Annotated in this window: 14 protein-coding genes; 2 read left to right on the top strand and 12 right to left on the bottom strand. The window is 51.6% G+C overall.

Features of this window, described 5'->3' with window-relative positions; translation table 11 throughout:
- Positions 1-465: 465 nt before the first annotated feature.
- Positions 466-690 (top strand): DUF2594 family protein, encoded by a 225-nt coding sequence (locus DAI21_RS13370; protein ID WP_100779727.1) that lies wholly within the window; start codon positions 466-468, stop codon positions 688-690.
- A gap of 69 nt (positions 691-759) precedes the next feature.
- Here DAI21_RS13370 and sdiA read toward each other — a convergent pair whose 3' ends face one another.
- The 8 genes from sdiA to DAI21_RS13325 all read right to left on the bottom strand — a co-directional run bounded on the left by sdiA (position 760) and on the right by DAI21_RS13325 (position 7,834).
- Positions 760-1,482: a transcriptional regulator SdiA gene (sdiA, locus tag DAI21_RS13365; protein ID WP_107703335.1), complete on the bottom strand. Its 723-nt coding sequence runs from the start codon at positions 1,480-1,482 to the stop codon at positions 760-762.
- A 223-nt stretch (positions 1,483-1,705) separates the two neighbouring features.
- On the bottom strand, positions 1,706-2,458 hold the full coding sequence (gene tcyN / locus DAI21_RS13355) for an L-cystine ABC transporter ATP-binding protein TcyN (RefSeq protein WP_107703333.1): 753 nt from the start codon (positions 2,456-2,458) through the stop codon (positions 1,706-1,708).
- Entirely contained in the window at positions 2,455-3,123 is a 669-nt protein-coding gene (tcyL, locus tag DAI21_RS13350; protein WP_100779725.1) for a cystine ABC transporter permease, read from the bottom strand. Before tcyL ends, tcyN begins: the two co-directional genes overlap by 4 nt.
- A 20-nt stretch (positions 3,124-3,143) precedes the next feature.
- Positions 3,144-4,130, bottom strand: a complete 987-nt coding sequence (dcyD, locus tag DAI21_RS13345) for a D-cysteine desulfhydrase (RefSeq protein ID WP_107703332.1) — start codon at positions 4,128-4,130, stop codon at positions 3,144-3,146.
- Positions 4,131-4,235: 105 nt separating this feature from the next.
- Positions 4,236-5,036 carry a cystine ABC transporter substrate-binding protein gene (tcyJ, locus tag DAI21_RS13340; RefSeq protein WP_100779723.1) on the bottom strand — a complete coding sequence of 267 codons (801 nt, stop codon included), beginning with the start codon at positions 5,034-5,036 and terminating at the stop codon, positions 4,236-4,238.
- Positions 5,037-5,121: 85 nt separating this feature from the next.
- A complete protein-coding gene (fliZ, locus tag DAI21_RS13335) occupies positions 5,122-5,673 on the bottom strand; it encodes a flagella biosynthesis regulatory protein FliZ (protein WP_100779722.1) in 552 nt (183 codons plus the stop codon).
- Positions 5,674-5,726: 53 nt separating this feature from the next.
- The gene (gene fliA, locus DAI21_RS13330) at positions 5,727-6,446 is read right to left on the bottom strand and encodes an RNA polymerase sigma factor FliA (RefSeq protein WP_100779721.1); all 720 of its coding nucleotides are present in this window, start codon (positions 6,444-6,446) and stop codon (positions 5,727-5,729) included.
- A gap of 212 nt (positions 6,447-6,658) precedes the next feature.
- Positions 6,659-7,834, bottom strand: a complete 1,176-nt coding sequence (locus tag DAI21_RS13325; protein ID WP_107703331.1) for a DegT/DnrJ/EryC1/StrS aminotransferase family protein — start codon at positions 7,832-7,834, stop codon at positions 6,659-6,661.
- A 319-nt stretch (positions 7,835-8,153) separates the two neighbouring features.
- Here DAI21_RS13325 and DAI21_RS13320 point away from each other — a divergent pair, with 319 nt between their 5' ends.
- Entirely contained in the window at positions 8,154-11,708 is a 3,555-nt protein-coding gene (locus tag DAI21_RS13320) for a glycosyltransferase (RefSeq protein WP_159075418.1), read from the top strand.
- Positions 11,709-11,746: 38 nt separating this feature from the next.
- Here the strand turns inward: DAI21_RS13320 and DAI21_RS13315 are convergent, their stop codons facing one another.
- The 4 genes from DAI21_RS13315 to DAI21_RS13300 form a co-directional block, all read right to left on the bottom strand.
- Positions 11,747-15,388, bottom strand: coding sequence for a glycosyltransferase (locus DAI21_RS13315; RefSeq protein ID WP_107703329.1), 3,642 nt, complete (start codon positions 15,386-15,388; stop codon positions 11,747-11,749).
- Positions 15,389-15,562: 174 nt separating this feature from the next.
- Entirely contained in the window at positions 15,563-16,465 is a 903-nt protein-coding gene (locus DAI21_RS13310) for a flagellin (RefSeq protein ID WP_102104017.1), read from the bottom strand.
- 183 nt (positions 16,466-16,648) lie between these two features.
- Positions 16,649-17,554 carry a flagellin gene (locus tag DAI21_RS13305; RefSeq protein WP_102104018.1) on the bottom strand — a complete coding sequence of 302 codons (906 nt, stop codon included), beginning with the start codon at positions 17,552-17,554 and terminating at the stop codon, positions 16,649-16,651.
- A 182-nt stretch (positions 17,555-17,736) separates the two neighbouring features.
- Positions 17,737-18,642, bottom strand: a complete 906-nt coding sequence (locus DAI21_RS13300; protein ID WP_102104019.1) for a flagellin — start codon at positions 18,640-18,642, stop codon at positions 17,737-17,739.
- Positions 18,643-18,676 lie beyond the last annotated feature (34 nt).

Here is an 18,676-nt window from a genome sequence, read left to right as displayed (position 1 = left end):
AATGTCTCCAGAAATAGGGATAACGCTACTGACTACTAATTTGGCTTATATTAACGGTTTTCTGCCCAAGTTTAAAACGCTAAAAAGCATGTCATTCGATTTCGTTCTCGTTTTTGGAAATTAGCCTGTACAGCAAGTGGAAAGAGAATCGGATTTAAAAAGTCAAATACCGTTATTTTTAAGCCGCTGTATTCAAAAAGTTACAAAAAGATCGCCCCTCTGCGCCAGGAAAGTACGGCTCTTATATTTTTGTAACAATAATTAACAGCAAGAGAACGGGCTATAAACAATTTAGGCTGGTTAAAACATTATAGTGATTACACTTAAAACGTGTTTACTTAAATAAACAAAGAGCACAATTGAACAAAAAATAACCACTGCTTTTTTTCCTCTCTCTTGTGGTATACTCCGCCGCCATAACTTTCATCGTCGCGCTCAAGCGCCGTTTTGTAATGAGGAATAACAATGAGCACACCTGAATTCGCCACCGCCGAAAATAACCAAGAACTGGCGCAGGAAGTATCCTGTCTGAAAGCACTGCTGGCACTTATGCTGCAGGCGATGGGCCAGGCTGACGCGGGCCGTGTGATCATTAAGATGGAAAAGCAGATCGCCCAGATGGAAGATCAGGGCCAGGCAGATGTATTTGCCGATACGGTTAAGCAAATTAAACAGGCTTACCGCCAGTAAAAAAAGAACGGCTGAACGCATTGCATTCAGCCGTTTTCGTGTCTGGCACGCAGAACAACTAAAGTGTGGTCAGATGAATCCCGTTGCCGCCGCGTAGCAGGCAATCTGCGTCTTATTCGGCGCATTGAATTTCTTCTGCATATTCTTCTGATGGAAGTTCACCGTATTCTCTGAGATCGACAAAATAATCGCGATTTCAGCCGACGTTTTCCCCTCAGCCGTCCACTTCAGAATTTCCTTCTCGCGCTTGCTGAATTTCATCTCTGGTGGCATCACCATGTCATGCTCAAAGCGCAGCAACGACGTCAATGCCATTTGCACTAACATTTGCAGACGCAGCTCTATTTCATCGCTGTCCATCATTTTGCCAAACTGACTGGCGCGAGAAACGGAGAGAAAACCGAGCGCGTGATTAGGCAGCATCAGACACTGCGTAATTCCCCTGCGAATACCGTGGTCGCGCGCGCCGTCCCATAGCGGCTGTGCCTCAGAAAATAACGCATCCGTCCAGGGAAGGTGTCCCTGAATGAAATTCTCCCGCTTTAATACCGGGTCAATGGCGAAATAATTTTCTGACTGATATTGCGACATCCATTCAGCCGGATAGCTCGAATGAACCGTAATTTTAGGGCGCGTAAACGGAACCGGATGGCGAACACAGAGTGAGTAATAATCGAATTCAAGATCCTGTGTTTGTTGCTGAAGTTCCTGATAAACCTCGTCCGCCGTCCCCATTTGCTGGAATCGCAGGAAGCAATTCCGTCGCCAGGTGAAAAAGTCTGTATCCCTCATACTTACTGAATGAAGCCCCTGAAAAGATAATCATTATTATGGTGAATATAACCTAACACATAAATCTTATTTATATGTATAAAATATCGACCCAAGTGAGAATAACTTTCATGTTCCTCACTTTCAGTGTCGATAAATAGAATATAAGCATCTATAAACAGGTAAATCTGGAGAATAATTTGCTCCAGAACATCCTTCTGGAGCAAATCAGTCAGGAGAATCTCTACCGCGTCAGGAACTTTTCCAGGAACTGACGGGTGCGAGGTTGTTGGGGATGCGTAAACAATTCTTTTGCGGGGCCCTGTTCGACAATGCGACCCTGGTCCATGAAAATCGCCCTGTCAGCCACATCTCTGGCAAAACTCATCTCGTGGGTGACGATCACCAGCGTGCGTTTCTCCTGCGCCAGCTGGCGAATGGTGTTCAGCACCTCGCCCACCAGCTCCGGATCCAGCGCAGAAGTCGGTTCATCAAAGAGGATCACGTCCGGGCGCATCGCCAGCGCACGGGCAATGGCCACACGCTGCTGCTGCCCGCCCGACAGACGGCGTGGATAACTGGTCTCCTTCCCGGAAAGCCCGACTTTCGCCAGCAGCTCCCGCCCACGGGCAATGGCCTCTTCTTTCGGTTCACCTTTTACGATGACCGGCCCCTCAATAATGTTCTCCAGCACCGTGCGATGCGGAAACAGATTAAAGCTCTGGAATACAAAGCCTACATGCTGGCGAAGACGGCGAATCAGCCCTTTTTGCGGCCCGAGAGACTTACCGGTATCGATAGTAATATCACCGACCCGAATAGTGCCCCCTTCCGGGTGCTCCAGCAAATTTATGCTGCGCAGCAGCGTGGTTTTACCCGAGCCGCTCGGCCCGATAATCGCGACCACTTCGCCCTCTTGCACCTCCAGGTCGATACCGTGCAGTACGGTCTGTCCGTGGAATTTTTTGACCAGGTTTTTGACGTCGATAGCACTCATTTCGGATCTCGCTCCTGGCGGTTAAGCTGATTTTCAAAATAGTTTTGCAGTGCGGAAAGCACCGTCGCCATGATCCAGTAAATCAGCGACGCCGCCAGATACATGGTGAAAACTTCCAGCGTGCGCGAGGTGATAAGCTGCGCCTGACGGAACAGCTCCGGCACCTGGATTGTCGCCGCAAGGGACGTGTCTTTGACCAGGCTAATAAAGCTGTTGCTGAGCGGAGGAAGCGCCACGCGCGCAGCCTGCGGCAGGATCGCGCGACGCAGTGTCTGCCACGGCGTCATCCCGATACTGGCCGCCGCTTCCCATTGGCCCTTATCGATGGAGGAGATCGCCGCGCGCAGCGTTTCAGAGGTGTACGCCGCGGTATTCAGCGACAAACCAATCATCGCCGCCGGGATCGGGTCCAGCTCAATGCCGAACTGCGGCAGACCGTAGTAGATCATGAAAAGCTGGGCGATCAGCGGCGTACCGCGAAACACGGAGATGTAAAAACGTGCCAGCCAGCGTACCGGCAGGATCGACGACATTCGCATCAACGCGAGGATAAAGCCCAGCACCAGCCCAAAGAACATCCCTCCGAGACTGAGCTGCAGCGTAAACACCGCCCCTTTCAGCAGGTACGGCAATGAATCAATAACCAGTTGAATACTTTCTTGCATTATTATTTTCGACCCGTGATTCAAACGTGAGGATGATAAGCAAACAGCGCGGGCGCTCCGCCGGTATGAACAAACAGAATCGGCCCTTCATCCTTAAAGCGCTTCTGGGTAATGCCGTCGATAAGCCCGGCCATCGCTTTACCCGTGTAAACCGGATCTAACAGGATGCCTTCCAGACGCGCCAGCAGTTTTATCGCTTCCAGCCCTTCTTCGTTTGGCGTGCCATAGCCTGGCGCAAAATAGTCATCCCACAGCAAAATATCGGCTTTCGCCTGCACGTCGAGCTGCTGCGCAACTGCCTGCTGTAGGGTGACGACTTTCGGCTTCTGATCCGCGATGCTGCGGGAGACGGTCACCCCGATAAGTTCGACATCCGGCATGAGCTGCTCCAGCCCGACCGCCAGCCCGGCATGCGTCCCGGCGCTACCGGATGCCACCACCACAGAGGAGAGGCTCACCGCCCCTTCGCACTGCTGGGCAATTTCCAGCGCGCTTTCCACATAGCCCAGCGCACCCAGGGCATTAGATCCGCCGACCGGGATCACATACGGACGAAAACCCTGCGCTTCAACGCGGGTTGCCATTTCTTCCAGCTGAGCCGCCGGATCCGTTAAGGCATCGCACATTTCGATCTGCACGTTGAACAGATCCAGCAGCAGACGGTTGCCGTTCGTGAGATAGTTTTCCGCCCGCGTCCCGATGGGATTTTCCAGCAACGCCACGCAGTTCAGCCCCAGTTTCGCCGCCACTGCCGCCGTCTGGCGCACGTGGTTAGACTGAATGGCACCGGCGGTGATCAGTGTATCCGCTCCCTCACGTAGCGCATCCGCCGCGAGAAACTCCAGCTTACGCAGCTTGTTCCCGCCCATCGCCATAGGGGTCACGTCGTCACGTTTAATAAAGATATCGCGCCCTAAATAGTCAGAAAAACGCGGTAAGTACTCCAGTGGCGTTGGCGCGCCGATAAACTCGAGGCGCGGAAAACGCGTTAAATTTTGCAGTGACATGGATCCTCCGGTAACGCTGTTTTTGTTTATTATTTTTATTATGCACGCTGAAGTGCCAGAAATGAAAAAGGCGCTTTTAAAAGCGCCTTTTTTTCAGGGAAAGACTTATTTGGTGACGTCTGCCCCGAACCACTTCTCGGAGAGCGCCTTGAGGCTGCCGTCTTTCTGCATCTCGGCAATAGCACCGTCGACAGCTTTCACCAGGTCCTCGTTACCTTTGCGGATCGCCACACCGGCTTCCTGACGCGAGAACGCGTCACCGGCTACGGCCAGGGTATCGTTGGTTTTCTTCACCAGATCCAGCGCGGCCAGACGGTCAACCAGAATGGCATCGATACGGCCAACGCGCAGATCCTGGTATTTGGTCGGGTCATCATCATAGGTGCGAATATCCACGCCCTGTACGTTCTGGCGCAGCCACTCTTCATAGTTGGTGCCCAGACCGACGCCCACTTTTTTACCTTTCAGATCGGCGGCCGATTTAATCGTGCCTTCGTTGCCTTTCTTCACCAGCGCCTGAATACCGGAGACGGTGTACGGCGTAGAGAAATCATACTTCTTCTTACGCTCATCAGAGATGGTGACCTGGTTGATGACCACGTCGATACGTTTAGAGTCCAGCGACGCCAGCATACCGTCCCATTTGGTCGGTTTCAGGGACGCTTTCACACCCAGATGCTTCGCCAGCTCTTCAGCAAACTCAACTTCAAAACCGGTCAGTTTGCCATCATCACCCTGGAAGCTGAACGGCGGATACGTCCCTTCCAGTCCCACCAGCAGCGTGCCGCGCTCTTTCACTTTATTCAGCAGATTTTCAGCGGCGAACGTTTTTACGCTCATCCCTGCGACCAGCGCCACAGCCATGACGCCCATCAGTGCCTGACGACCCAGAAGTGCTAATTTCATAGTTACCCCGATATAGTGGTTTTTTGAGTAGTGTAGGGATTTCGTTTATAACGTCAAACACGAGTCCGCTACATCTTATTCAATTTTAATATATATCAGAAGTTGTCCCGGCGTAGACTTTCTGCTTAATCACACCTGGCATTTGCGCTTTATATTGCGCGTACTTACGCAGGGCGATGCGGTAGTTGTTGGTGCTGGTAGCCGGCAGCCACGGCTCCAGATTTTCATCCAGATAGCCGGTTTTCAGCAGATCGCGGGAGATGTTTTGCACCGTCAGGTGCTGGCCCAGACGACGCAGACGAACCACGTATTCGCGCACGGTTCCGTGGCTCATCTCGGTTTGCTCAAACAGGAATTGTTTAAAGCCGATGATGTCAAAAAAGTCGCTTTGCTCTTTGCAATGCAGATCGCCACAGAACCGACATAGGGCCACCCACTCCTGCTGCTCTTCCTGCCACGCGGATTCATCCATCAGGGTGTCGAGGCGTGATATCGCGATCTTATTCACGATTTCGCCGCGACGTACCAGCGTGATACGGTCAAGTAACTTATTGCAATGGGCGCAATGCGTCTGACTGTGTTTAAAGTCTTTTAGGTAGCGGCTTAAAGGCCGTCTTTTAGATTGCTGCACCGTCATGATAACTCCTGGTTGTCAATACGTTGTGCGGCACTTTTCGGGCGATACATCGCCTATAACTTACCCAGTTTGGTTCGTAAGCGTTTAATGGCCTGGCTATGCAATTGGCTCACCCGAGACTCCCCTACTTCCAGAACCGCGCCGATCTCCTTCAGATTCAGCTCTTCCTGGTAATAAAGGGTTAACACCAGCTGTTCGCGTTCCGGTAAAGCTTCAATAGCTTCCATTACGCGATGGCGTAAATTACTTTCCAGTAAATGGTGTAACGGGTTTTCATTCTGATTTTCATCAGTCACCAGCTCGATGCTATCGCCATGCTCTTCACGCCACTCATCATAAGAGAAGAGCTGGCTGTTATTGGTATCAAGCAACATCTGGCGATAATCAGCCACAGCAATGCCAAGCCGCTCCGCCACTTCGGTTTCCGTCGCGTTGCGTCCCAGTTCCTGCTCAAGCTGTCCTATAGCATGTGCCACTTCGCGGGCATTGCGGCGAACACTTCGCGGCACCCAGTCACGGCTGCGCAGTTCGTCCAGCATCGCACCACGAATACGCTGTACTGCGTAAGTCGTAAATGCCGTTCCTTGCAGAGCGTCGTATCGGTCTACTGCATTCAGTAACCCGATTCCGCCCGCCTGTAACAGGTCGTCCAGTTCCACACTCGCCGGCAATCGCACCTGGAGGCGCAATGCTTCGTGACGCACCAGCGGGACATAACGCTGCCACAGCGAGTGTTTATCCATTACACCTTCAGCGGTATAGAGTGAATTCACGATAAACAGCCCTGCGTTAATTGAGTTATCGGCATTATTATCCGATTCTGGAGGGGTTTTAATCGGATGAATAGTGGGTGAAATGAGGGGTTATTTAGACAAATGGGTTTATTCACTTTGCCGCGTCATATTCTGCTTTTGAGGCAGGCCGCGCCCTGGACGAAGGCTGGTGCAAAATATGACGCGTATAATTTAGTCAACCGTCTGATTTGTTATGCATTAATTGCTAATTCACCCAGGTTAACATTTTTTTCGTTTACATCGTCAGAACATTTAGACCGACTTATACGTTTCAGTGCCGCAATAATTCTCCCCTGCTCTTCGTCAGTGAGATCGGGGAAGATCGGCAAGCACAGGATTTTTTCCGCAATTTGATTTGCCACCGGCAATTCGTCAGGCCCTGCCGACGGTAAATGACGGTACATTGAGAAAGAACTTATTAGAGGATAAAAATAGCGTCTCGCATAAATATCCTCTTCCTTAAGCATTTCATAGAGTTCGTCACGAGTGAGTGGAAATGCTTCTTCCACCAGCAGCGGGAAGTACGCATAGTTCCACTCATACTCCCCGGTAAATTCATAGCAGGACAGACCGGGTGCCGATGGCAACTCACGCATATAGCGCTGATAAATTTGCTCTCTTGCCAGCAGGGCGCGGTCAATATGCTTTAACTGAAGCAGACCAAAGGCGGCATTCACTTCGCTCATTTTGGCGTTAATGCCCGGTGCAACCACTTTGGTTTCACCTGCAAACCCAAAGTTTTTAAGATAATCAATGCGTTGTTTTGTTTTCAAATCGTGGGAGATGATCGCCCCGCCTTCAAAGGTGTTAAACACTTTCGTCGCATGGAAACTCAGCACGGATAAATCGCCGTTATTCAGCACACTTCCGTCACTATTTTTAACACCAAAAGCATGCGCTGCGTCATAAATGACTCTAAGGCCATAAATATCGGCGATTTGCTGTATTTTATCGACCTCACAGGGAATACCGTAACAATGAACCGGTAAAATTGCCGTGGTCTGAGGTGTGATCAGCGCCTCTATTTTATCCGGGTCAATGTTAAATGTTAAAGGATCGATATCGGCGAAAACGGGCGTGAGCCCATTCCATAATAGTGTGTGCGACGTTGCCACGAAGGAATAGGGTGTGGTTATCACCTCGCCCGTCACGCGTAATGCCTGCAGCGCAGTCAATAAAGCCAGCGTACCATTGGAAAACAAACTGACATACTTAACGCCGAGATAACTCGCCAGGGATGTCTCCAGCTCCTGGTGGAAACTCCCTCCATTTGTGAGCGTTCTGCTGGACCACATTTTTTCCAGGTAGGGTACGAACTCCTCCAGGGGAGGCAGCAGAGGACTTGTCACAAATATTTTGTTGTTCATTTCTGGCGTCGCATATAAGTCATGAAATGAATATCTTATAAGGCAGCAACAGGAACGATCGTTCGAACACACGCCAATTTGTATTCTAATTACCCGTCCAAAAGGTCCAATAGGGTAAAAAGACTCCAAAACGCCCTGCTGTTTCCGTCATGGAGAGCGGTACAGCATCGCTAAAATGAGCAAAACTCCCAGTGCGGGAACTCATCATCGCTGACAATCCTGACTCATCTCAACATTTTGGCCTCTCAGGGAATTACGGCCCCCGCATTAGAAACGCGCATATCTCATCGAAGAAATGATAATCACAACGAGAAATAATATGTCTCAGCATGAATTAGTCAGCATTCTCATCCCGGCTTACAAAGCCGATTTTTTCGAACAGGCTCTGCAAAGCGCCATTGAACAAGACTGGCCGAACATTGAAATTATCGTCTGTGATGACAGTGATAATGACGCTATCCGAGTGACGTGCGCGAAAGCATCGCCACACCTAAAGAAGCCCATTATTTATCATAAAAATGCCGATCGCTTACTGGAGATGGGGAACGTTCTTCACTGCTTGAGTCATGCAAAAGGGAAATACATCAAATTTTTGTATGACGATGATCTTATTGCTCCAAACTGTATCTCGCGCTTAGTGAAAGCACTGGAGGATAATAAGAACTGTGTATTAGCCTCTTCACGCCGTACGCGTATTGATGAGTCTGGAAATATCTTACCTGACATTGTCGCAACGGCATTCCCTTTCAGTGGTGATACGCTCCTCAACGGAAATGACCTCATCTCTTTCCTCTGCGATTACCAGGTTAATTTTATTGGTGAGCCGAGTGTTTTCCTCTGTTATCGCGACGATCTGCTGGCTTTAGGCGACCAGTTATTTAATATCGATCATGAAGAGATGCCCTATTTTGCCGATGTCGCATTGATGATCAAACTATTCCGCAAAGGCGATCTTGCCTTCATCAGCGAACCGCTTTCCTCATTTAGAATTTCGGCGGGCCAAACCAGCCAGATGGCAAAATCGCAGCAGGAACAGGTCGCCAGAACGTATTCCTTGATGCCGCAGCTCATTAAAAAACTGGGGTGGTACAAGGGGTCGAAAGAGGAGAATCAGCACGTTTTGATTGCCGCGACGTCTTCGCCTGAAGAGTGGCATCAGGTGAATCTTGTGCAGGCACTACGCCAGGCGATGCATAACAGCGCGCTGGATTACCAGAGCACACAAATTGCTCAGTGGCTTGAGAGCAGAACGTTACTTCCGCAGCACAGAGAACTGGCCTCCACGTACCAGGCATCACGAGCGGTTGGCCAGTCACTTTGTATCTTGATCCGTGACACGGGACGAGCCGATGCTCTGGATCGGACCCTGGAAAGCGTGGCAGCCTGGCAGGGTTTTGGGCTGACAGTCCACCCTGTTGTGGTCGGCAATATGGTTTCTCAAAGCCGCTTCCCGGCGACCGCCATAGACGCCACCGTGTTTAACACCGTTGCCCGTATCAATGATTATCTCGATACCAGCCCACACGACTGGGTTATGGTGCTTGACGCAGGCGAACAGCTGCTGGCCAGCGGATTGTTATCCTTCGATTTGGCCCTTGAGGGGGCTTCAGGCTGTGATGCTGTTTATTGCGATGAAGTGAATTTCGACGGCAGCCGAATCACCAGTACCACCCTGCGCCCGGACTTTAACCTCGATTTGCTGCTCAGCAACCCCTCTGAAATGGCGCGCCACTGGATCTTTAAACGCACCACGCTACTCTCCCTCGGTGGCTTTAATAAGACGTACCGTCAGGCATGGCAATTTGACTATATCGTGCGCCTGATCGAGCAAAAAGGGATTCAGTTTGCGGGACATATTCCTGAACCTTTGGTCGTGGCTCATAGCCAGCTCAACGTCGCTATTGAGGAAGAAAAAAATATACTGCGTCATCATCTTATTCAACGCGGTTATTCTCAGGGGGAGGTAGAATCCCCGCGACCAGGCATTTACGCATTACGTTATCACCACGACCAGCAGCCGCTGGTCTCTATTATTATCCCGACCAAAGATCAATTACCGGTGCTGGTTCACTGCGTCACTACGCTTTTGGAAAAAACGCGATATCCGAATTATGAAGTGCTGATCGTCGATAACAACAGCGAGACACCCGAAGCGCTTGAATGGCTCAACGGTATTTCCACTATTGATCCACAGCGTATTCGCGTTTTACGTTACCCGCATCCGTTTAACTACTCCGCAATCAATAACATGGCCGCTCGTGAGGCGCGTGGGGAGTATCTGGTATTGCTGAATAACGACACCGGGGTAATTGAGAATAACTGGCTGGATCATCTGCTCAATCATGGATTACGCCCAGAAGTGGGCATTACCGGCGCTAAATTGTTATATCCAACCGGGAATATTCAGCATGCGGGCGTAGTAATGGGGTTGCGCGGCCCGGCGGACCATCCGTTTATTGACAGCAGCAGCGAAAAATCCGGTTATATGAACCGTCTGCACTGCGATCAAAACTACAACGTGGTAACAGCCGCTTGCCTTCTGGTGCGAAAATCGGTTTACGAGCAGGTCGGTGGATTGGACGAGGATCAGTTCCGCGTCTCCTACAACGATGTTGATTTCTGTCTGAAGGTGCGTGAAGCGGGCTATCTGACCGTCTGGACACCTTATTCCATCGTGATGCATGAGGGCAGTGTCAGCCAGAAATCCGTGGACAAAGCGACTCAGGAGAAAAAGCGTCAGCGATTTACGGGTGAGCAAGATGCCATGTATCAGAAATGGCTACCGGTGATTGCCAACGATCCGGCTTACAACCCTAATTTATCCCTGAATAACACCGGTTTTCAGCTGCAGGTCGATGCGCCGGGAACCTGGAAACCCTTGCACTGGAATCCACTGCCGACACTCCTTGCGATCACCGCCGATCGGACGCATCACCATCAGCGACACTTCCTCGATCGGCTGACGTCACTCCACGATCAAGCCATCGCTGAGACGTTGCTCCCCTTCGTTCCGCCTTCAATCGGTGAAATGGCGCGCATCTCCCCTGCAAGTCTGATCTTGCAGGAAACGATCACACCCGCAGCGCAGGAATGGCTGGCGCGCCTGCGTAAAGCGACATCTCAGTTCACCGTCTTTACGCTGGATAATTATCTGCCTGCCCTACCGGCAAAATCCCTTCTGCGTGACACGTTGCCTGCGGAAATCACGGCGACCCTGCAGGCAACTCTGCGTCATACGGATCGCCTGATTGTCAGTTCAGCAATGCTGGCAGAAACCTGTGCATCATGGCATCACGACGTTCGTTTCAACGAGCCTCGTGTATCGTCTGCACAGTGGGGGAATCTGGTGATTGAACGCAGATATGGTCACAAGCCACGCGTTGGCTGGGTATGCGATGGCGAAAATAGTGCGGATCTTGAAATCATTCATAAAGTCATCGTGCAATTGTCTGACCGGGTGGAATGGGTTCTGATGGGATACTGCCCGCCGTCGCTGAGATCTCATGTTTCTGAATATCACGCAGCCGTGAATGTGGAACACTACCCGCAAAAGCTGGCGTCCTTGAATCTTGATCTGGTTCTTGAACCGCTAGCGGATAATCAGTACAACCGCCATCGCAGCGTCATTCGTTTGCTGGAGTTCGGCGCATGCGGTTATCCGGTCATTTGCAGTGATAATGTCAGTATGCGTAATGAGTATCTTGTGACTCGCGTGAAAAACACCACGAATGCCTGGCTTGAGGCGATCTCAGCCTACCTGGAGGACCCGCAGGCACGCGAGAATGCCGGAGATGGGTTAAGGGATCAGGTTCAACGCAAGGGAATGTTGCGGCGAGATGATTTGGAAACGTTCTTGGGTGACTGGCTACCCTGACGCTTAAACAAAAGGCACCCTTACGGGTGCCTTTTTTGTTACTTCCGATCCCTCAACCAGGCTTTACGCCAGTCATCAAGCCCCTGACCACGCAGATACCAGTCTCGATGAATAGCTTCACGCAGTGCATCCCCCTGGGAGGCCAGGTACTGCGTATCATTGATGTGCGCCCGAATCGCGCTCATCCAGTTTTTAAAGCGGTTTTCTACCAGCGTCACGGGCAGACCGCAGCGATACGGCACTAAATCAGTGGCAATAATCGGTACGCCGCAGGTGCCAATCTCCAGAAGCCTCAGGTTGCTCTTACACTCATTGAAGTGGTTCACTTCAAGAGGTACCAGTGCCAAATCCAGATTCAGGCTCGACAGTTTTTCTGGATACATTTCGAATGGCACACCGGGGTGGAACTCACAGCGGACATGCTTAGGTTTCATGCCCATAAACACCCACTCCACCTCATTCTCCAGCGCTTTAATGATCGGCAACAGGATCTCCAGATCGCCCGCATGCGAACTTCCTCCCGCCCAACCTACGCGGATCTTCTTGCCAGTGCCGCGCTGACTTTGCAAATGTCCCCACTGGTCTGGCGCCAGACGGTTTTGCGCAATACGAATATCAGAGTGGAAACGGCTATACGCTTCTGCCAGCGGTTCCGTCGACACCACAACCCAGTCGGCATTGTCCATTATTTTGCGCAGGCTCTTGACCTTGTGCTGCGGGAACTTGCTGTTATTGCCATTTTTCATTGGCAGGTTCAGGAGGTAATCATCATATTCAACGACGATTTTCGCACCAGAGAGACTGCGCATCTGCTGCATCACATCCGGGAAACGACTTCCCGTAGGAAGCTCGAGCAGCACCACATCCGGCTGGAGTTGCGCCACTTCCATTAGCCCAGGTACGGAATTTATCAGCCCTCCTTCGAGCAGCGTATGACGTTCCATGGCCTTGAACGGTTGTAACACGCGATGGTGTCCATTGCCCTGCCAGTTAATATGATGCGCGAGCACCACAGGTAATGGACGACCCGGCAGCGGTTCGTGGAAACGCGCCGTGCTCTCACTCAGGGTGAAAGGTGCTCCTGATTTTTGCAGCAGCGTATGGTACGACGGATCGGCCAGTAATCGTTGACCCCACTCCTGATTGAGCCTTGCGTAATCGCCTCCTAACGGGCGCTCCTGAACGTGGAACTTCTGGCTGAGTAAACGGGTGGCCCCACCCATATGTTTGACTCGGGCATAAGGCGTCCAGACATTAAGATATCCCAGAGACTGCGCGCGTAAACAGAGATCCACGTCCGCAAAATAGAGCGGGAATTTCTCTTCTGTGAAGCCATTGAGCGCGAAAAACACCTCTTTTCTCACCATCATGCAGGAGGCGCTCACGGCACTCAGGTTGTGCGGCGTTTTGAGGTAGTTTTCAAAACCAGCGCTCTCGCCTTCAGCGCCCTCAAAAGCGACCCCAACCCCCTGCTGAACACCGGCGAGATACCCCCCGTGCTGTACGCGACCATCCGCATATTCCAGACGCGCACCGACCATCGCGATTTCCGGGCGCAGGGCATGTTCAACCATGGCATCCAGCCAGTCGCCATCAATAATTTCACAGTCGTTATTGAGGAAAACCAGGATCTCGCCGCGTGCATACTGCGAAGCCAGATTGTTGATTTGTGCAAAGTTAAACGGCGCATCGTGACGCAGAATCCGAACTTGATCGAGACCCAGCCGTTCAAGCTGCTGGAGGAAATCGCACGCATCCGCGTCCACAGACTGATTGTCGACAATTAGCAGTTCATAATGCGCGTAGCGGGTTTTCTCCATCAGGCTTTCAATGCACCGACGCAGCAAGGCTACGTGGTCGCGCGTCGGGATGATTACCGAGATCAAGGGCTTCTCCACCCACTGATAGCGAATGCGCGCAACGGAAGTTTCCCCCTCCTCAACGATGGCTGCAACGCCCAGACGCGCAAGATGCTCTGTGACAATCTGCTTGTGCTCAGCCATGACTCTCGCAGCGTTTTGCCATGTTTTAGGCAACCGATCCGTTGAGACCAGGACTTCAGCCACCCTGTCAATTGCACCCGGTCCCGCCGCTTCAACAAAGCGCCAGACCAGATCAACCAACGCCATCTCCTGAAAACGCCCCTGAATTCCGCCCACCTGCAGCGCGGCCTCACGGTTGATAAGCCAGGTTTGCCCTGTATAAGGCGTAGCCCGCAGAAGATCGATATTGGTGCCCGGACGAAGCGTCAGGCGCGGCTCTTCATTGGGCGAGACCATCATCTCATCGCAATAAAGGGCTAACGCAGTCTGGTTTTTAACGCGATGGGCCGCAAAGTGAAGCAGCGCATCGTCAATCAGAGTAAAACCGGCGGGGATCACCAGCAGTGCGTCGGCGTCTCGCTCACTCAACAGTGAATTCAGGCCTTCCGCCTCATCAATGACGTCCACACTCAAGGCCGGAAGAGATTGCGCTGACAGAGAGGCCATGGTTCGCTCGCAGGCCTGTGCATCCCCATCGCGTGAAATCACCACCACGCCGAGACGTGCAGCTGCCGGAACATCACCGGATATAGCCAAAAGCGCTTCCCGGCGGGCCGGGCTGATTTTCCGGTCTTCCAGCCAGCGGCTGATAGAGTATTTCAGAGACTGATGCGCGAGGAGAGCTTTTCTGTGCAAGGTCAGGGCATAAGATGATTTTTCATCTAATACGGGTGATTTTACGGCCAGGGGCTGCGCAAAAATGCGCCCCATCACCGCTTCAACGCCCCACTTTTGCGCACATTGCGCGCGGTTGTCTCGCGCCCAGCGTGCCGCTGACGGATAGCCCGTTTGCAGCAGTGACAGCCATTCATCACTGTCCGGGCAGTTGCGCAGTGACATACCGCTAAAATGGTTATGCTCATGCGCGGCCATGTTATCGGCGTTAAGGTAATCATCCACATAGCCATTTACGGCCAAGAAGAGCGGGATACCCAGTGCCAGCGTTTTGGTAGCCAAAGACTCATTGCCAATAACCGCGTCATACTGCGATAACCACTCGGGTTCAACGAGGTTTAGCTGCTGTTTCTCATCCAGCCAGTGCAGCGTGATCCCCTTATCCGCTGCCTTTTGCTGAAGTTCATACACCTCTGCAGTCATTTCAGGCGCCACGTACAAGGCCTGCTTTAATTCGGGCGGGCGCGTTGCGTTCGGGTAGTCAATAAAACGTGCGGGAACGAGCCAGGGCATTAGCGCCAGCTGATCTTCAAGGATCCCGGTCAGTTTGAGCTGTTCGCAGGTCAGTTCGGAGAGGCCCAAGGTCAGAGAGGCCAACTCATTCTCAAGCTGCACACCGTAGGGAATATAGAGATCGTTATAATCGCTGAAATGGCGGAAGACCAGCGGGCCGCTCAGACGCTGCGCCTGCAGCCCGGCCATCAGCTTCTGGCTAAAGAAGCCGCGCCAGATAATGATTCTGTCATAAGCCAGATCAATGTCACCCTCGTCTTCGGTAATGACACGAAAGCGCCCTGTCGCGTTCAGCTCATCGAGCTTGCTCTTCATTGCCTTGCCGGCGGATTGTGTGCACAGATCAATTCGAGCGCCTTGTGACAACCAGAAATCGACCAGGTCGAGAACCTCAACGGTATAGGGGGTATAAGCGTCGAATTTATCAACACTGAGTAAGTAACTTTGCATCCTGGTTCCTTTTTATGCCTGCACGTCACAACGTTCAGAAGACAGAAATGAAAACAGGTTATTGTGCGTGACCGGAGGGAATGTGAGGCGAAAAACAGCTGGCAGAAAAGCGGCTATCTCTTTCGATTGCAAAAAAAAAGGCATCCGAAGATGCCTTTGAATCGCGTCTGAAAATTAACGCAGCAGGGACAGCATGGTCTGCGGAACCTGGTTGGCCTGAGCCAGAACAGAAGAGCCAGCCTGTTGCAGGATCTGCGAACGAGACATGTTGGACACTTCAGTCGCGTAATCAGAATCCTGAATACGGCTACGCGCAGCAGACAGGTTGTTTACGGTGTTGTTCAGGTTGGTGATAGTGGACTCGAAACGGTTCTGAGACGCACCCAGCAGGCTACGCTGGTTATCAACAGATTTGATTGCCGCATCGATGTCTGCCAGCGGGCTACCATCGGTAGTACCACCAGAAGTGACGGTACCGCTCAGTACGTCGAAACCTTCAGCAGAAGTGGTACGGGCATTGCCGTTCACCATGCCGCCAGTTGCGCCAGTCGCGCCTGCGGTGCTGAACAGGTTGTAGCTGTCAGAGCTGCTCAGGGTGATAGCGATAGTTTCGTTATCTTTAGAGCCAACCTGGAAGCTGTAGCTGCTTGAACCGGTACCGGTGTTCAGCACTTTGATGCCGTTGAAGTCAGTCTGCTGAGTAACACGGTTAACTTCTTCCATACGCTGGTTAACTTCAGCCTGGATGGAGTCGATGTCAGATGCAGAGTTAGAGCTGTTCTGTGCCTGAACGGTCAGGTCACGGATACGCTGCAAGTTGTTGTTGATTTCGCCCAGCGCGCCTTCAGCGGTCTGCGCCAGGGAGATACCGTCGTTGGCGTTACGTGCAGCAACACCCAGGCCGTTGATGTTAGAGGTGAAACGGTTCGCGATTGCCTGACCAGCGGCATCGTCTTTTGCGCTGTTGATGCGCAGACCAGAAGACAGACGCTCGATTGCGGTACCCAGAGAAGACTGAGATTTGCTCAGGTTGTTCTGAGTCGTCAGCGACAGGGTGTTAGTATTAATCACAGCCATGGTAAGTATCCTTCAAAGTGAGTCATGGGTTTGGCATGCCGCCAGTGGCTTCATCGCCTACATAAACATTATCGACAACAGGTTTTTAAACTTTAGAGATTTTAAAAATATTTAATGCTTGTTGATTGATTCTAAAAGAAAAAAGCGCCGACAAGCGGCGCTTTTTTTGCATCAATAAGGGTATTAACGCAGCAGAGACAGCATGGTCTGCGGAACCTGGTTGGCCTGGGCCAGAACAGAAGAGCCAGCCTGTTGCAGGATCTGCGCACGAGACATGTTGGACACTTCCGTTGCGTAATCAGAATCCTGAATACGGCTGCGTGCAGCGGACAGGTTGTTTACGGTGTTGTTCAGGTTGGTGATGGTAGACTCGAAACGGTTCTGAGATGCACCCAGCAGGCTGCGCTGGTTATCAACAGATTTGATTGCCGCATCGATGTCTGCCAGCGGGCTACCATCTACCGCACCGGAAGCGTCAACAGTGCCGCTCAGTACGTCAAAGCCTTCAGCTTTGGTGGTACGCGCCGTTCCGTTAATTGTCTGACCAGAGGTATCAAAGGTTGCGCCAGTGGCGTTGTACAGGTTGAAGCTGTCAGAGCTGGTCAGGTTGATAGCGATAGTTTCGTTATCTTTAGAGCCTACCTGGAAGCTGTAGCTGCTTGAACCGGTACCGGTGTTCAGCACTTTGATGCCGTTGAAGTCGGTCTGCGTGGTAACGCGGTTGATTTCTTCCATACGCTGGTTAACTTCAGCCTGGATGGAGTCGATGTCAGATGCAGAGTTAGAGCTGTTCTGTGCCTGAACGGTCAGGTCACGGATACGCTGCAAGTTGTTGTTGATCTCGCCCAGCGCGCCTTCAGCGGTCTGTGCCAGAGAGATACCGTCGTTGGCGTTACGTGCAGCAACACCCAGACCGTTGATGTTAGAGGTGAAACGGTTAGCAATCGCCTGACCTGCAGCATCGTCTTTTGCGCTGTTGATGCGCAGACCAGAAGACAGACGCTCAATCGCAGTCCCTAAAGAAGACTGTGATTTGCTCAGGTTGTTTTGAGTCATCAGAGAAAGGGTGTTGGTATTAATCACAGCCATGGTAAGTATCCTTCAAAATTGAGTCATGTGCTTGGCATAGTGCCAACGGCTTCATCGCCTGTATAAAGATTATCGACACCACATTTTTAAACTTTAGGTTTTAAAACTATTTATTGTTTTTGATTTGATTCTAAAAGAAAAAAGCGCCGACAAGCGGCGCTTTTTTTGCATCAATAAGGGTATTAACGCAGCAGGGACAGCATGGTCTGCGGAACCTGGTTGGCCTGGGCCAGAACAGAAGAGCCAGCCTGTTGCAGGATCTGCGAACGAGACATGTTGGACACTTCCGTTGCGTAATCAGAATCCTGAATACGGCTACGCGCTGCAGACAGGTTGTTTACGGTGTTGTTCAGGTTGGTGATGGTGGACTCGAAACGGTTCTGAGACGCACCCAGCAGGCTGCGCTGGTTATCAACAGATTTGATTGCCGCATCGATGTCTGCCAGTGGGCCGCCATCTACGCCACCGGTAGAGTTCACTGTACCGCTCAGCACGTCAAAGCCTTCAGCTTTGGTGGTACGTGCAGTACCGTTAATTGTCTGACCAGAGGTATCAAAGGTTGCGCCAGTGGCGTTGTACAGGTTGAAGCTGTCAGAGCTGGTCAGGTTGATAGCGATAGTTTCGTTATCTTTAGAGCCTACCTGGAAGCTGTAGCTGCTTGAACCGGTACCGGTGTTCAGCACTTTGATGCCGTTGAAGTCGGTCTGCGTGGTAACGCGGTTGATTTCTTCCATACGCTGGTTAACTTCAGCCTGGATGGAGTCGATGTCAGATGCAGAGTTAGAGCTGTTCTGCGCCTGAACGGTCAGGTCACGGATACGCTGCAAGTTGTTGTTGATCTCGCCCAGCGCGCCTTCAGCGGTCTGTGCCAGAGAAATACCGTCGTTGGCGTTACGTGCAGCAACACCCAGACCGTTGATGTTAGAAGTGAAACGGTTAGCAATCGCCTGACCCGCAGCATCGTCTTTTGCGCTGTTGATACGCAGGCCGGAGGACAGACGCTCAATGGCGGTGCCCAGAGATGACTGGGATTTGCTCAGGTTGTTCTGAGTCATCAGAGAAAGGGTGTTAGTATTAATAACAGCCATAGTGTATTCCTTTGAATTAGTTGTCAGATTTAGG

Origin of the sequence: Lelliottia sp. WB101, assembly GCF_003051885.1 — a bacterium.
GTDB lineage: Bacteria > Pseudomonadota > Gammaproteobacteria > Enterobacterales > Enterobacteriaceae > Enterobacter > Enterobacter nimipressuralis.
Note: the sequence above shows the minus strand (reverse complement) of the source record. Positions and strands in the feature narration are given on the sequence as shown.

What these genes read in the sequence shown, in the direction of transcription:
- DAI21_RS13320 (WP_159075418.1), top strand. Translation starts at nt 8,154, where the DNA reads ATGTCTCAGCATGAATTAGTCAGCATTCTCATCCCGGCTTACAAAGCC.
- DAI21_RS13370 (WP_100779727.1), top strand. Translation starts at nt 466, where the DNA reads ATGAGCACACCTGAATTCGCCACCGCCGAAAATAACCAAGAACTGGCG.
- DAI21_RS13310 (WP_102104017.1), bottom strand. Translation starts at nt 16,465, where the DNA reads ATGGCTGTGATTAATACTAACACCCTGTCGCTGACGACTCAGAACAAC.
- dcyD (WP_107703332.1), bottom strand. Translation starts at nt 4,130, where the DNA reads ATGTCACTGCAAAATTTAACGCGTTTTCCGCGCCTCGAGTTTATCGGC.
- DAI21_RS13325 (WP_107703331.1), bottom strand. Translation starts at nt 7,834, where the DNA reads ATGAACAACAAAATATTTGTGACAAGTCCTCTGCTGCCTCCCCTGGAG.
- DAI21_RS13305 (WP_102104018.1), bottom strand. Translation starts at nt 17,554, where the DNA reads ATGGCTGTGATTAATACCAACACCCTTTCTCTGATGACTCAAAACAAC.
- sdiA (WP_107703335.1), bottom strand. Translation starts at nt 1,482, where the DNA reads ATGAGGGATACAGACTTTTTCACCTGGCGACGGAATTGCTTCCTGCGA.
- fliZ (WP_100779722.1), bottom strand. Translation starts at nt 5,673, where the DNA reads ATGACGGTGCAGCAATCTAAAAGACGGCCTTTAAGCCGCTACCTAAAA.
- tcyN (WP_107703333.1), bottom strand. Translation starts at nt 2,458, where the DNA reads ATGAGTGCTATCGACGTCAAAAACCTGGTCAAAAAATTCCACGGACAG.
- DAI21_RS13300 (WP_102104019.1), bottom strand. Translation starts at nt 18,642, where the DNA reads ATGGCTGTTATTAATACTAACACCCTTTCTCTGATGACTCAGAACAAC.
- tcyJ (WP_100779723.1), bottom strand. Translation starts at nt 5,036, where the DNA reads ATGAAATTAGCACTTCTGGGTCGTCAGGCACTGATGGGCGTCATGGCT.
- tcyL (WP_100779725.1), bottom strand. Translation starts at nt 3,123, where the DNA reads ATGCAAGAAAGTATTCAACTGGTTATTGATTCATTGCCGTACCTGCTG.
- DAI21_RS13315 (WP_107703329.1), bottom strand. Translation starts at nt 15,388, where the DNA reads ATGCAAAGTTACTTACTCAGTGTTGATAAATTCGACGCTTATACCCCC.